Source organism: Thermopolyspora flexuosa, assembly GCF_006716785.1.
Classification (GTDB): domain Bacteria; phylum Actinomycetota; class Actinomycetes; order Streptosporangiales; family Streptosporangiaceae; genus Thermopolyspora; species Thermopolyspora flexuosa.
On the sequence record NZ_VFPQ01000002.1, the window covers coordinates 491,031 to 504,922 of the forward strand.

Consider the following 13,892-nt stretch of genomic DNA (forward strand, 5'->3'; position numbering starts at 1 on the left):
ACCACGATGACCACGGGCGCGAGCCGTACCGCGGGCGGCCGGAGCGGGGGAGCGGCCACGCTCACCCTGGTCCGCGCGATCAACGAAGGGCTGCGCCGGGCCATGGAGGAGGACCCGAAGGTCCTCGTCATGGGCGAGGACGTCGGCAAGCTCGGCGGCGTGTTCCGGGTCACCGACGGGCTGCAGAAGGACTTCGGCGAGGACCGGGTCATCGACACCCCGCTCGCCGAGTCCGGCATCATCGGCACCGCGATCGGGCTCGCGCTGCGCGGCTACCGGCCGGTCTGCGAGATCCAGTTCGACGGGTTCGTGTTCCCGGCGGCCGACCAGATCATCACCCAGCTCGCCAAGATGCGGATGCGCTCGCTCGGCGCGCTGCGGCTGCCGGTCGTGGTGCGCATCCCGTTCGGCGGCGGCATCGGCGCGGTCGAGCACCACAGCGAGTCGCCCGAGGTGCACTTCACCCACACCGGCGGCCTGCGCGTGGTCGCCTGCAGCAACCCCGCCGACGGCTACCACATGATCCGCCAGGCGATCCGCTGCGAGGACCCGGTGATCTTCTTCGAGCCGAAGCGCCGCTACTGGGACAAGGCGCCGGTCGACCTCGACGCCGACCCCGACCTGCCGCTCGACAAGGGCCGGGTGGTACGGCCCGGCACCGACGTCACGCTGCTCGCCTACGGCCCGATGGTGCGCACCTGCCTGGAGGCCGCGGTCGCCGCCGAGGAGGACGGCCGCTCCCTGGAGGTGATCGACCTGCGGTCGCTCTCCCCGCTCGACACCGAGCTGGTCGTCGAGTCGGTACGGCGCACCGGGCGGTGCGTGGTGGTGCACGAGGCCCCCGTGTTCAGCGGGTACGGCGCCGAGCTCGCCGCGCGGATCACCGAGCAGTGCTTCTACCACCTGGAGGCCCCGGTGCTGCGGGTGGGCGGCTTCTCCACGCCCTACCCGCCGTCCCGGCTCGAGGACCACTACCTGCCGGACCTCGACCGGGTGCTCGACGCCGTCGACCGCACGTTCGCCTACTGACGGGAGAGGGACCGGTGCTTCGCGAGTTCAAGCTGCCCGACGTGGGCGAGGGCCTCACCGAGGCCGAGATCGTACGGTGGCACGTGGCGCCCGGCGACCAGGTCCGGGTGAACCAGACGATCGTCGAGATCGAGACGGCGAAGGCGGTGGTGGAGCTGCCCTGCCCGTTCGAGGGCGTGGTGGCCGGGCTGCTCGCCGCCGAGGGCGACACCGTCGAGGTGGGCAGGCCGATCATCCAGGTGGAGACCGAGCCGGACGGCGCCCCGGCGCCCGCCGGGGAGGCGCAACCCGCGGCGGCGGCCGAGGAGCCGCGTCCCGCCGCCGAGGCCGTGGCCGGTGCGGCCGAGGGCGAGGCGGGCGGCCGCCGTCCCGTGCTCGTGGGCTACGGGGTGAAGGCGGGCGCGACGCGCCGCCGCCCGCGGCGGCCGGGGCCGGGCCGCGGACCGGCCGGTACGGCACCGGCCGCGCCGTCGCTCCCCGGCGCCTCGGCGGGCGCCGCCCCCGCGGCGCCGGCCGCGCCGTCGCCGGCCGTACCTCCGGTGGCCGGTGGCGGGCCGGCGGCGGGCGGCGCGCGGGCCATCACGCTCGCCAAGCCGCCGGTGCGCAAGCTCGCCAAGGACCTCGGCGTCGACCTCGCCACGGTGACCGGGACCGGGCCGAACGGCACCATCACCCGGGAGGACGTGCGCCGCGCGGCCGCCGCGACCGTGCCCGCCGCGACCGTGCCCGCCGTACCGGTCACGCCCGCCGCGCCGCAGGCGGCGCCGGCCGGCCGCGAGGAGCGCATCCCGGTCAAGGGCGTGATGAAGGCGATGGCCTCGGCGATGGTCGCCTCGGCGTTCTCGGTGCCGCACGTCACCGAGTTCCTCCAGGTGGACGTGACGGCCACGGTGGACGCGGTGGCCCGGCTGCGGGCGATGCCGGACTTCGCCGAGGTGAAGGTCTCCCCGCTGCTGCTCGTCGCCCGGGCGCTGATCACGGCGGCGCGGCGGCACCCGCTGATCAACTCGTCGTGGGCCGGCGACGAGGTGGTGGTGAAGCACTACGTCAACCTCGGCATCGCCGTGGCGACCGAGCGCGGGCTCGTGGTGCCGAACATCAAGGACGCGCAGGAGCTGTCCCTGCCCGGCCTCGCCAAGGCGCTCAACGAGCTCACCGCCCGGGCGCGGGAGGGCCGCAGCCAACCGGCCGAGATGACCGGCGGCACGATCACCATCACCAACGTCGGGGTGTTCGGCGTGGACGCGGGGACGCCGATCATCAACCCGGGGGAGGCCGCGATCCTCGCGTTCGGCCGGATCCGCGACATGCCGTGGGTGGTCGACGGCGCGATCGTGCCGCGCAAGGTGTGCACGCTCGCCCTGTCGTTCGACCACCGGATCATCGACGGCGAGCTCGGCTCGGCCGTACTGCGCGAGGTCGGCGCCATGCTGGAGGACCCGCTGCGCCTCCTTGCCTGGAGCTGAGCTCGGCCGATACCGGTTCGCAAGTGATCGCCAAGCGGCCCGGATCATGATGGGCGCGACGCCGGGCGGTAGCCCGCCGCCGCCCGGCAAGCGGTCGGCCCCGCCGGGGCCACCGATCGCGCCGGTAAAGGGACACGGGCCGTTGCGTCGGTGAACGGCGGGGCCGCGAGAGTGCGCCCCACCCGGCGGTACGCCGGGTCGGGGCGGCTCCGCGGCCCCTTTTCACCATCTCTCCCCGCCGTGCTCCGGCACCGCCCCCGAGGGGGCGCCGGGCGGCCTATGCGAATCGGGTCAGAACGCCTCCTCGGGCATCTCCATGAGGTCGTTGCCGGTGGTCTCGACGACCCGGCGCTCGGCGGCGATGCGCGGCAGCACGGTCTTGGCGAAGAACGACGCGGCCGCGACCTTGCCGGTGTAGAAGTCCCGGTCCTGGTCGGAGGCGGCGAGCTTCTCCAGGGCCAGCTCGGCCTGGCGGAGCAGCAGCCAGCCGATCACCAGGTCGCCGAGCGCGAGCAGGAACCGGGTGGTGTTGAGCCCGACCTTGTAGATCTCCTTGGGCTGCTCCAGCGAGGCGAGCGCCCAGCCGGCCATGGTGTCGGCCATCGCCTTCACCTCGGCGGCGGCCTCGGCGAGCAGCTCCCGCTCCTCCTTCAGCCGTCCGTTGCCCGCCTCCGACGCGGCGAACGCGTTGATCTCGCCGAGCAGCGTGCCGAGGGCCGCGCCCTGGTTACGGATGATCTTGCGGAAGAACAGGTCGAGGCCCTGGATCGCGGTCGTGCCCTCGTAGAGCGAGTCGATCTTCGCGTCCCGGATGTACTGCTCGATCGGGTAGTCCTGCAGGAAGCCGGAGCCGCCGAGGGTCTGCAGCGAGCGGGCGAGCATCTCGTACGAGCGCTCCGAGCCGACGCCCTTCACCAGCGGCAGCAGCAGGTCGTTGAGCGCCTCGGCGTTCTCGTCCCGCTCGCCGCGGAGCCGGGCGATCTGGGCGGCGTCCTGGAAGGAGGCCGTGTAGAACACCAGGGCCCGCATGCCCTCGGCGTACGCCTTCTGCAGCATGAGCTCGCGCCGCACGTCCGGGTGGTGGGTGATGGTGACCCGCGGCGCGGTCTTGTCCGTCATGCGGGTCATGTCCGCGCCCTGCACGCGGTTGCGGGCGAACTCGAGCGCGTTGAGGTAGCCGGTGGACAGCGTGGCGATCGCCTTGGTGCCGACCATCATCCGCGCCATCTCGATGATGAGGAACATCTGCCGGATGCCGTCGTGCACGCCGCCGACGAGGTAGCCGATCGCCGGGTGCTTGGCGCCGAAGGTGAGCTCGCAGGTCGTGGAGACCTTCAGGCCCATCTTCTTCTCGACGTTGGTGACGTAGACGCCGTTGCGCTCGCCGAGCTCACCGGTCTCCAGGTCCACCAGGTACTTCGGCACGAGGAACATCGACAGGCCCTTCGTGCCGGGGCCCGCGCCCTCGGGGCGGGCGAGCACGAGGTGGTAGATGTTCTCGGCCATGTCGTGCTCGGCGCTGGTGATGAAGCGCTTCACGCCCTCGATGTGCCAGGTGCCGTCCGGCTGCGGGATCGCCCGGGTACGGCCGGCCCCCACGTCGGACCCGGCGTCGGGCTCGGTGAGCACCATCGTGGCGCCCCACCGCCGCTCGACCGCGAGCTGGGCGAACCGCTTCTGCTCCGGGGTGCCGATCTCGTAGAGGATGCGGGCGAACCCGGGGCCGGCGCCGTACATCCAGATCGCCGGGTTGGAACCGAGCACGAGCTCGGACATCGCCCAGACCAGGCTGCGCGGGCCGAGCGTGCCGCCGAGCTCCGGGGGAAGCTCGATCCGCCACCATTCGGCGTCCATCCACGCCTCGTAGGAGCGCTTGAAGCTCTCCGGCATGGTCACGCTGTGGGTCTCGGGGTCGAAGACCGGCGGGTTGCGGTCCCCGTCCACGAAGGACTCGGCGAGCGGGCCGGTGGCGAGGCGTTCCACCTCTTCGAGGATGTTCCGGGCGGTCTCCTCGTCGATGTCGGCGAACGGGCCGGTGCCGAGGATCTCGCCCCGCTTGAAGAGCTCGAAGAGGTTGAACTCGATGTCACGGAGATTGCTCTTGTAGTGGCCCATGACGGACTCCTCGGACGCCTGCAGGGGACGGCTAAGTTACGTACTGGTCAGTAACTGTACCGACGATGCTACCCGCTGGTAACCGGGGGAAAACTAGATTCTTTTGACTCCGCGCTCAAGTCGCCGATAACGGGATGAATGATGACAAAGCTCACATGCGGGTGATCGTCGCGGCAGGCCGGGATGGCGGGCGCGGGGAGCCTAGTATCCGGGGCATGGACGCAACACGCGGCGCCGGGCATCGGGATGCGGATCCGGCCGAGGTGGCCGAACGCTGGCGGAGGGAGCTCGCCGCCTGGGCGATCCCCGACGAGATCATCGCCGCGGCGCCGGAGAGCCCGTGGGGGCACAACGTCGCCCGGTTCGCCCGCCGTACCGACCAGGCGATCGCCCGGCCGGTCGGGCCCACCGCGCGGCGCGTCCGCGAGGCGCTGCAGGATGGCACCACGGACGCGGCCGCCGCCACGCGTTTTCCCGGTTCACTGCTCGACGTGGGCGCGGGCACGGGCGCGGCGAGCCTGCCGCTGCGGCCCCGGGAACTGATCGCGGTCGACGAGTCCGCCGCGATGCTGGCCGAGCTCACCCGCCGGGCCGAAGGGCTCGGGGTGCCGGTGCGGGTGATCGAGGGGCGCTGGCCGGACGTGGCCGGGCGTACGCCGGTCGCCGACGTCGCGGTGTGCGCGCACGTGGTCTTCAACGTGCCGGACCTGGCGGAGTTCTTCACCGCGCTCACCGCGCACGCCCGCCGCCGGGTGGTCGTGGAGATGCCCGAGCGGCACCCCACGAGCTGGCTCAACCCGCTCTGGGAGCACTTCCACGGCCTGCGCCGGCCGGCCACCCCCACCTACGCGGACGCGGTCGCGCTCGCCCGCGCGCTGGGGTACGGCGTGGCGGTGGAGCACCACCGCGCGCCCGACCGGCTGTACGCGTCGATCGAGGAGATGGCCGCGTCGGCGTGTCGCCGGCTCTGCCTCGATCCGGCCCGGGCGGACGAGGTGGCCAGGGTCGCCGAGGAGCTCGGGGTGTGGCCGCTCGAGCCCACCCGCTGGGTCACCCTCTGGTGGGACGTGCCCGCCTGACGTTCCCGATCGCACGTCCTCGGCGGGCTTCTGTCCGGTTTTCCGTAACCACCTTGACCAGTTTGATGGTGTTGGAGTTCACTGGCGCTCATGATTCAGGTTCTGACCGTGACCTTCGACTGCGCCGACCCGTACGGCCTCGCCGAGTGGTGGAGCCGGGCCACCGGATGGCCCCTGGTCGACTCCGAGCCCGGCGACGACGCGGTCCAGCTCGACCCGCCGCCCGACCGGCCGCACCAGCCGCCGCTGCTGTTCCTCAGGGTGCCCGAGGGCAAGACGGCCAAGAACCGGGTCCACCTCGACGTCGTCCCCACCGACGGCCGTACCCGGGACGAGGAGGTCGACCGGCTGATCGCGCTCGGCGCCAAGCCGTACGAGGATCACCGCAGGCCGGACGGCTCGGGCTGGATGGTCCTGCTCGACCCCGAGGGCAACGAGTTCTGCGTCTGCCGCAGCCCCGCCGAGCGCGCGGCCGCCGAACCGGCGTCGTGACCGGCGCGGCGGGCCGGCATCGCCGTCACCCGTGCCTGCGGTGCCGGACGTGCGTCCGGCGCGGCAGGTGACGCGCCGGGTGAAACGCCCTCACCGTGGTCCGCCACGGCCGGGCCGATGAGGATGGCCTGTGGGGTGCCGTCTCCGCGTTGACCATCGGCCGGGTCAGCGCGGGGACGGTGTGCGTCCGCGGACGACCAGGGTGAGCAGGCCGGTGATCAGGTACACGAGCGCGCCGCCCCAGACCGCGTCCCAGGCCGCGCCGAACACGCCCTCGCCGTCGAGCACGAGCTGCACCGGGTAGAGCAGGATCGCCGTGCCCGCCGCCGGGTAGAGCGAGAACCGCCACGGGTGCCGCAGCGACCAGGCGCGCGCCTTCTGGGTCACCCGGTCGCCCCGGTCCGGCCGGGCCACCGCCCCGATCGCCGCGATCAGCGTGAACAGACCGATCCCCATCCCCACCGACCAGCTCAGGTCGACGTCCCCGCCGATCAGATCGAAGAGCACGTCCACCCCGGCGACCAGCGCGCCGGTGATGCCCGCCGCCTTCCACGGCGCCCCCCGCAGTGCCGCCCCCGACAGGGCCATCTCGTCGCGTCGCGTCAGTTCGTTCATGCCCCCACAGTGCATCCCGGCCGGGCCGCGGCGGATCGGGGACCGACCCTGGTTCTTCCCCGGCGTTCGTCTCAGGGTCGCGGGGTGGGGCTGCCCGGACGCGCCCCCTGGCGGTGCTCCCGCGGGCTCACCCCGCGCACCCGCTTGAACGCGGCGCTGAGCGCGAACGCGGTGCCGTACCCGACCTTGCGGGCGACCGTCTCCAGCGTGGTCTCGGGGTCGCGCAGCAGCTCGGCGGCGAGGTCGAGGCGGCGGTTGGTGAGGTACGTCATCGGCGGCTCGCCGACGAGCCGGGTGAACCGGCGGGCGAACGCGGCCCGCGACACCCCGAGCCGGGCGGCGAGCGCGGCCACCGTCCAGGGGTGGGCCGGGTTCTCGTGCAGCAGCCGCAGCGCCGTGCCCACCACCGGGTCGGCGTGCGCCCGGAACCACGCCGGGGCCGCGTCGGCCCGCCGCGCGAACCACGCCCGCAGCGTCGCGACGAGCAGCAGGTCGAGCAGCCGGTCGAGCAGCACCTCCTGGCCCGGGCCGTCCCGGGCGATCTCGTCGTGCAGCAGCGCGAGCGGCCGCCGGTCCCAGGCGTCCCGGCGCAGCACCAGCGCGGGCGGCAACGCCTCCAGCAGCCGCCGGGTGACCTCGTCGCGCATCCGGTAGGTGCCGACGAGCAGCATCGTCTCCGCCGACCGCGACCACCCCCAGGTGCGCACCCCCAGGTCCATCGCGTCGCACAGGTCCTCGCCGGCCGGTGAGCGCGCGCAGCCGCCGGGGTGGATCACCGCCTGGGGCGGGGTCGCCGGGTCGTCGGCGAGCACGTACGGGTCGGGGCCGCGCACGATCACCACGTCCTCGGCGCCGAGCCGCTCCGGCGGCGCCCCCTCCCGCATCAGCCAGGCGGACCCGCGCCCGACCGCGACCAGGGTGAGCGGCGCCCCGTCCATCACCCGCAGCGACCAGGGCGGATCGACCAGCGCGCGCACCAGGAACGCCCCGCGCGCCCTCGGCCCCTCGAGCAGCGCAACGAGCGCGTCCATGCCCCGAGTCTACGTGCGTGATCTCCTGCGGCTCCGTGCGAACACGGACGAACGGAACGGGCGTACGCAGCGAACGAACGCACCGTACGCACGGCGGGAACGGTGCGACGAACGCATATGCGGCCGCGCGTCCCACGCATGGCCGTGCCGTACCGCCCGGCCGTTCACTGGAGCCATGACAGGCGACACGCTGACGCTCGTGACGGGCGGCACCGGCGAGACCGGGCGCCGCGTGGCCGGACGGCTCCACGCCCGCGGCCGTGCGGTACGGCTGGGCTCCCGGGCCGGGACGCCGCCGTTCGACCGGCACGACCCGCGCACCCGGCCCGCGGCGCCCGGCAGGCCCGCCACCGGCTGCGCCGCGTACGCCCGGCGGGCCACGGAGAGCGGGGCGTGGGCATGACCGCCGTGCTCGGGGCCGCCGCGCTCGTCGGCGCGCTGATCGCCACCGGGGTCATGGCCGGGCTCTACGCCGCGTTCGCCATCGCGGTGATGCCGGGCCTCGCCCGGATCGGCGATCTCGCGTTCGCCGACGCCATGCACCAGATCAACCGGGCGATCCGCAACGGGTGGTTCGCGGCCGCGTTCGCCGGCGCGGCGGTGCTCACCGGGCTCGCCGCCGTGCCGCACGCGGGCGGCCCGGCGCTGCCGTGGATCGCCGCCGCGTTCCTGCTGTACGGCGCCACGCTCGTGATCACCTTCGGCGGGAACGTGCCGCTCAACGACGCGCTCGACGCCGCCGTCGCCGACCCGGCGATCCGCACCGACCCGGCGCGGGCGGCCGCGGCGCGGGCCGCGTTCGAGGCCCGCTGGGTGCGCCGGCACGCCTGGCGCACCCTGCTCTGCCTGGCCGCCTTCGCCTGCCTCGCGATCGCCCTGCTGGTCCGCGGCTGAGCCCGCGGCCCCTCAGGCGACCTCCTCCGTCTCCGCCTCGGCCGCGGTGATCTCGACCCGGTTGTCGTGGTAGACCGGGCCGCGGCCCATGTCCGCGTCGCGCTCCTCGACCACCGCGTTGACGTTCGCCCCGCCGGGCGAGAGCTTCGGCCAGTGGCCCTTGAACGAGGCGACCACGCCGGGCCGTACCCGGTCGCTGACCTCCACGACGGCGAGGAACTCGCCGTGCCGGTTGAACACCCGCGCCCGCACGCCGTCGCGCAGGCCGCGCGCCGCCGCGTCGGCCGGGTTCACCAGCACGCGCGGGTCCTTGGCCCGCCGCCGCAGCTCCGGGTTGTTGCCGAACGTGCTGTTGAGGAACTCGTGCGGCGCCGGGGTGACCAGCGTCAGCGGGTACCGCTCGTCCTCGGCGGCCGAGTGCGGCGGCACGTACCGGGGCAGGCGGCCCAGCCCGAGGGCCTCGGCCCGGGACGAGGCGAACTCGAGCCTGCCGGACGGCGTGGGGAAGCCCTCGGCGAACGGCAGGAACGGGTCGGGGACGCTGAGCCGTACCCAGCCCTCCTTGCGCAGCCGGTCGAGCGTGATCCCGGCGAGCGCGGGGTGGTCGACGGAGAGCAGCTGCTCGGCGAGCTCGAGGTCGGAGTCGTAGAGCGAGGGCTCGGTGCGGCCCATCGCCCGCGCCACCCGGCGGAACGTCTCGGTGGTGGACGCGCACTCACCGGCCGGGGGTACGGCGGGCTCGTTCCACAGCAGGTAGAGGTGGCCGTACCCGGCGTGCAGGTCCATGTGCTCGGGCTGCATCGTGGCCGGGAGCACGATGTCGGCGTAGTCCACGGTGTCGGTGGGGAACTGCTCCATCACCACCGTGAACAGGTCCTCGCGGGCGAGACCGCGGCGCACCCGGTTCTGGTCGGAGGTGCTCGCCAGCGGGTTCGCCGCGTACACCCACAGGCACTTGACCGGGGTCTCGCCGAGGCCGTCCACCGGGTCGGGGATCTCCAGCGCCTCGGCGAGGCGGGTCATCGGCAGCGTGCGCACCGGGTGGGGGAGCAGGTCCTCGCGGGTGTCGAGGCGCAGCGGGAAGTGGCCGCTCGTCGAGTAGGCGACGCCCCCGCCGGGGTACCGCCAGTCGCCGGTCACGCCCGGGATGCAGGCGATCGCGCGCATCGCCGCGCCGCCGCCGGAGTGGCGCTGCACCCCCATCGTGGCGCGGATGCCGGTGGGCCGGGTGTGCGCGAGCCGCAGCCCGAGCGCGCGGATCGACGCCTCCGGCAGGCCGGTGATCTCCGCGACCCGCTCCGGCGGGAACTTCGCGACCTCCTCGCGGAACTCCTCCCAGCCGAGCGTGTGCGCCGCAAGGAACTCGCGGTCCTCCGCGCCCTCGGACACCACCACGTTGATCAGCCCGAACGCGAGCGCGGCGTCGGTGCCCGGCCGGATCGGCAGATGCTCGTCGGCCTGGTCGGCGGTCCGGGTCCGCACCGGGTCGATCGCGACCACGTACGCGCCGTTCGCCCGGGCCTGCTGGACGTACTTCCACACGTGGTGGCCGCTGGTCAGCGGGTTCGTGCCCCACAGCAGGATCAGCCGGGACAGCGCAAGCGACTCCGGGTCCATGCCCGCCGGGGTGCCGTTCACCATCCGCAGCCCGACCCCGCCCGCCTTGGAGCAGATGTTGAGGTCGTGCCGGGAGGCCCCGAGCACGTTCCACAGCCGCTGCCCGGCGCCGCCCTCCTCGCCCTGCAGGTAGCCGAGCGACCCCGTGCCCTGGTACGGCCAGATCGCCTCGCCACCGTACTCGTCGATGATCCGGCGCAGCCGGGTCGCGATCTCGGCGAGCGCCTCGTCCCAGGTGATGCGCTCGAACCGCCCCGACCCCTTGGGGCCGACGCGGCGCATCGGGTGGAGGATGCGGTCGGCGGCCCGGGTCTGCTCCAGGTACCGGTTGACCTTCACGCACAGCGCGCCGCGCGTGTACGGATGCCCGGGGTTGCCGCGCAGCCCGACCGCCTCGCCGTCCCGGACCGTGACCACCCACGAGCAGGTGTCCGGGCAGTCGAGCGGGCACGCACCGAGGACCGTGAGTTCCGACGTCATGGCCCTCAGGCTAACCGTCGCCACCGACACCGATCGGGACGGGAAAGGACATGAAATTTCGTGCGCCCCGGATGTCCGTAACCCGGCCGCCCCGGGGCCGTCGCCCGGGACGGCCGCGTCACCGCTCCAGCTCGGCGATGTGCGCGATGTTCCTCTGGTCGGTCGGGTCGCTGCTCGGCGCGGTCGCGAACCAGGCGTCGAGGATCTCCACGAGCAGCTGCGGGCTGGTCAGCCGCAGGCTCAGCGCGAGCACGTTCGCGTCGTTCCACTTGCGCGCGCCCTCCGCGGTCTGCGCGTCCACGCACAGCGCGGCCCGCACCCCCGGCACCTTGTTCGCGGCGATCGACGCGCCGGTGCCGGTCCAGCAGCACACGACCGCCTGGTCCGCCTTGCCCTCGGCGACGTCCCGCGCCGCGGCCGAACAGCACCAGGCCCAATCGGGCGGGTCGTTCTCCGCCAATGCTCCGTAGAGTGTGACCGTATGGCCCCGCCGCTCCAGTTCGGTGATGACCTGGGACGCCACGCCGTCGAGACTGTCGGAGGCCACTGAGATGCGCATGTCTCCGATTGTCCGTGCCGGCCGGGCGGAACGGGAGGAGGGACGCCGGGAGAGCGGCGGCTCGGGGGTGGGCCGACGACGGAGTCGGTGACGAACTGGTGATCACGGGGGGCGATCGCGACGGGCGACCCGCAGACGACGGGCGGCGCGCCGGCCCGCGGGGGCGAGCAGGTGGCCGCACGGCCGGTGCGCGTGCCGGAGACCACGCCGGACGCCGGCCCGGCGGACCTGGACGGCCGTGACGGCCGGGCCGTACGCACCCGCGAGGTGGCCGGCGGGCCGACCGGAACGCCGCGCGGCGGGGGTGGCGCGGCGGACGAGGATCGGTGTGAATCTTGTGAGAACGGTGGGCCGTCTGATCGACTACCAGGCACGGCGAAATCCACCGGAAGGGCACGACCGCTGGCGGTGACGGACATCAAGGGACGCGACGCTGAGCAGCACACGGAGGACAACGGGTCCCCCGTGGATGAGTCGCGGCCCGCCTCCGACGTCGTGCTCGTCGTGGAGCCGTTGCTCCCGCAGCGGCTGCGGCGCCCGTCGGACGCGCTGCGCTTCTTCGCCGCGCTGATCGCGCTCGCCGTCGTCATCCTGCTCGCGCTCATCGCCCAGGAGACCCTCAAGGGCCTGGAGTCCGACGTCACCGAGGGCACGGCGCGGGCGCCCGGCTTCCTCGCCGGGCTCGCCGGGTTCATCGGCGGCGCCGCCGTGCTCGCCGTACCGGCCGGGTTCGCGGTCGAGCGGGTGTTCCACCGGGACGGCCTGCGGGTCGCCGAGGGGCTGATCGCCGCGATCGCCGGCATGGTGGTCTCCTTCGGGCTCGGCGAGTGGCTCGTCACGTACGGGCCCGACGACCTCCACCAGCTGTTCACCGGCAACCGCAGCAACGTCGAGCCGCTCAACACGCTGCTCACCTCGGTGATCGCGTACGCCACGGCGGTGCGCATCAACCGCAGGCCCACCTGGCGGACCCTGATGTGGACGGCCGTGGCGATCGACGTGTTCGCGCTGTTCACCGGCGTCGCCGCCACCGTGCTCGGGGTGATCGTCTCCGTGCTGGTGGGCACGGCGGTCGGCTTCGCCACCCTGTACGGCATCGGCAGCCCGAACACCCGGCCGCCGGGCAGCGCCGTGGTCGCCGCGCTGCGGCGGCTCGGCTTCGCGCCCGCGGGCGCCCGCCGGATCGAGGACGACACGCTCGGCAGCCGCCGGTACGTGGTGGGCCTGCGCGACGGCCGCCGCCTCGACGTCACCGTGCTCGACCGGGACCGGCAGGTCGCCGGGCTGGTCTACCGCATCTGGCGGCGGCTCCGCCTGCACACCGAGAGCCGCCACCGCGCGATCCGGTCGCTGCGGGCCGAGCTGGAGCGTGAGGCGCTCATGGCGTACGCGGCGCACGCCGCCGGGGCGAACATCCCCCGGCTGCTCGGCACCGCGGAGATCGGCACCGACGCGGCGCTGCTCGCCTACGAGCACATCGAGAGCCGTCCGCTGGAGGAGGTGCCGGACGAGGAGCTCGACGACGACGTGCTGCGCCGCATCTGGGAGCAGGTGCGGATCTTCCACGACCACCGGCTGGCGCACCGGCACCTGACCGGGGAGAGCATCCACCTCGCCAACGACGGCCGCATCCTGCTGCTCGACACCCGCAGCGGGGAGATCGCCGCCGGTGACCTGCTGCTCCGGCTCGACATCGCCCAGCTCCTCGCCTACCTGGGCTTGCGGGTCGGGCCGGAACGCTCGGTCGCCTCCGGCGTGGCCGTGCTCGGGCCGGACGCGATCGCGAGCGCGCTGCCGCTGCTGCAGCGCATCGCGCTGGTCCGGGGCACCCGGGCCGCGGTCGCACGCACCAAGGAGCTGCTGCCGAGCCTGCGCGAGCAGATCCTCGCGCTCAGGCCGCAGCACCCCGTGGAGGAGGAGGTACGGCTCGAGCGGTTCCGCCCGCGCACCCTGGTCACCACGATCGCCGGGGCGTTCGCCGCGTACGTCCTGCTCTCCCAGCTCAGCCAGGTGAACGTGGGCGACCTGCTGGGCAGCGCGCAGTGGGGCTGGGCCGCGGTCGCGGTCGCGGCGGCCGTGCTCAGCTACGTGGCCGCGGCGGTGGTGCTCATGGGCTTCGTGCCGGAGAAGCTGCCGTTCGGGCGGACGGTGATGGTCCAGTTCGCCGGGTCGTTCGTCAAGCTCGTCGCCCCGGCGGCGGTCGGCGCGGTCGCCATCAACACCCGCTACCTGCAGAAACGCGGCATACCGCCGGGTCCGGCGGTGGCGAGCGTGGGCGCCTCCCAGCTCATCGGCCTCGTCTCGCACATCTCGCTGCTGCTGCTGTTCGGCTACATCACCGGCAGCCAGGCCGCGCCGACGCTCACCCCGTCCCGGGGCCTGGTGTTCACCCTGCTGTCGGTGGCGGTGCTCATCCTCGTCGTGCTCGCCGTACCGCCGCTGCGCCGCCTGCTCACCACCCGGCTGCGCAAGCTGTTCTCCGGCGTCGTGCCCCGGCTGCTCGACGTGCTGCAGA

12 protein-coding genes are annotated in these 13,892 nt (G+C 73.9%); 7 read left to right on the plus strand and 5 right to left on the minus strand.

The window, feature by feature from the left end:
• Window positions 1–6: 6 nt before the first annotated feature.
• Entirely contained in the window at window positions 7–1,029 is a 1,023-nt protein-coding gene (locus FHX40_RS24625) for an alpha-ketoacid dehydrogenase subunit beta (protein ID WP_211350512.1), read from the plus strand.
• Window positions 1,030–1,043: 14 nt separating this feature from the next.
• Complete coding sequence (locus FHX40_RS24630; RefSeq protein WP_142262337.1) at window positions 1,044–2,495, plus strand: dihydrolipoamide acetyltransferase family protein; 1,452 nt, start codon at window positions 1,044–1,046, stop codon at window positions 2,493–2,495.
• 291 nt (window positions 2,496–2,786) lie between these two features.
• On the opposite strand, the gene FHX40_RS24635 is transcribed toward FHX40_RS24630, so the two are convergent.
• A complete protein-coding gene (locus FHX40_RS24635) occupies window positions 2,787–4,610 on the minus strand; it encodes an acyl-CoA dehydrogenase (protein ID WP_142262338.1) in 1,824 nt (607 codons plus the stop codon).
• A 215-nt stretch (window positions 4,611–4,825) separates the two neighbouring features.
• On the opposite strand from FHX40_RS24635, the gene FHX40_RS24640 reads away from it, so the two are divergent.
• The gene (locus FHX40_RS24640; RefSeq protein ID WP_229789179.1) at window positions 4,826–5,689 is read left to right on the plus strand and encodes a class I SAM-dependent methyltransferase; all 864 of its coding nucleotides are present in this window, start codon (window positions 4,826–4,828) and stop codon (window positions 5,687–5,689) included.
• Between the two features lie 90 nt (window positions 5,690–5,779).
• Window positions 5,780–6,181, plus strand: a complete 402-nt coding sequence (locus FHX40_RS25345) for a VOC family protein (RefSeq protein WP_170198988.1) — start codon at window positions 5,780–5,782, stop codon at window positions 6,179–6,181.
• 165 nt (window positions 6,182–6,346) lie between these two features.
• Here the strand turns inward: FHX40_RS25345 and FHX40_RS24650 are convergent, their stop codons facing one another.
• A complete protein-coding gene (locus FHX40_RS24650; RefSeq protein WP_142262339.1) occupies window positions 6,347–6,796 on the minus strand; it encodes a hypothetical protein in 450 nt (149 codons plus the stop codon).
• 71 nt (window positions 6,797–6,867) lie between these two features.
• Window positions 6,868–7,827: an AraC family transcriptional regulator gene (locus FHX40_RS24655; RefSeq protein WP_142262340.1), complete on the minus strand. Its 960-nt coding sequence runs from the start codon at window positions 7,825–7,827 to the stop codon at window positions 6,868–6,870.
• Between the two features lie 175 nt (window positions 7,828–8,002).
• Between FHX40_RS24655 and FHX40_RS26180 the strand changes: the two genes are divergently transcribed.
• Complete coding sequence (locus FHX40_RS26180) at window positions 8,003–8,230, plus strand: hypothetical protein (RefSeq protein WP_306465725.1); 228 nt, start codon at window positions 8,003–8,005, stop codon at window positions 8,228–8,230.
• A complete protein-coding gene (locus FHX40_RS24665; RefSeq protein ID WP_142262385.1) occupies window positions 8,227–8,721 on the plus strand; it encodes an anthrone oxygenase family protein in 495 nt (164 codons plus the stop codon). Before FHX40_RS26180 ends, FHX40_RS24665 begins: the two co-directional genes overlap by 4 nt.
• Window positions 8,722–8,733: 12 nt before the next feature.
• On the opposite strand, the gene FHX40_RS24670 is transcribed toward FHX40_RS24665, so the two are convergent.
• Together FHX40_RS24670 and FHX40_RS24675 are read right to left on the minus strand one after the other, a co-directional pair.
• The gene (locus FHX40_RS24670; protein ID WP_142262341.1) at window positions 8,734–10,818 is read right to left on the minus strand and encodes a molybdopterin-containing oxidoreductase family protein; all 2,085 of its coding nucleotides are present in this window, start codon (window positions 10,816–10,818) and stop codon (window positions 8,734–8,736) included.
• A 118-nt stretch (window positions 10,819–10,936) separates the two neighbouring features.
• Complete coding sequence (locus FHX40_RS24675; RefSeq protein WP_142262342.1) at window positions 10,937–11,377, minus strand: RpiB/LacA/LacB family sugar-phosphate isomerase; 441 nt, start codon at window positions 11,375–11,377, stop codon at window positions 10,937–10,939.
• 465 nt (window positions 11,378–11,842) lie between these two features.
• On the opposite strand from FHX40_RS24675, the gene FHX40_RS24680 reads away from it, so the two are divergent.
• Window positions 11,843–13,892: lysylphosphatidylglycerol synthase domain-containing protein (locus FHX40_RS24680; protein ID WP_142262343.1), on the plus strand; the 2,050-nt coding region annotated here is incomplete at its 3' end.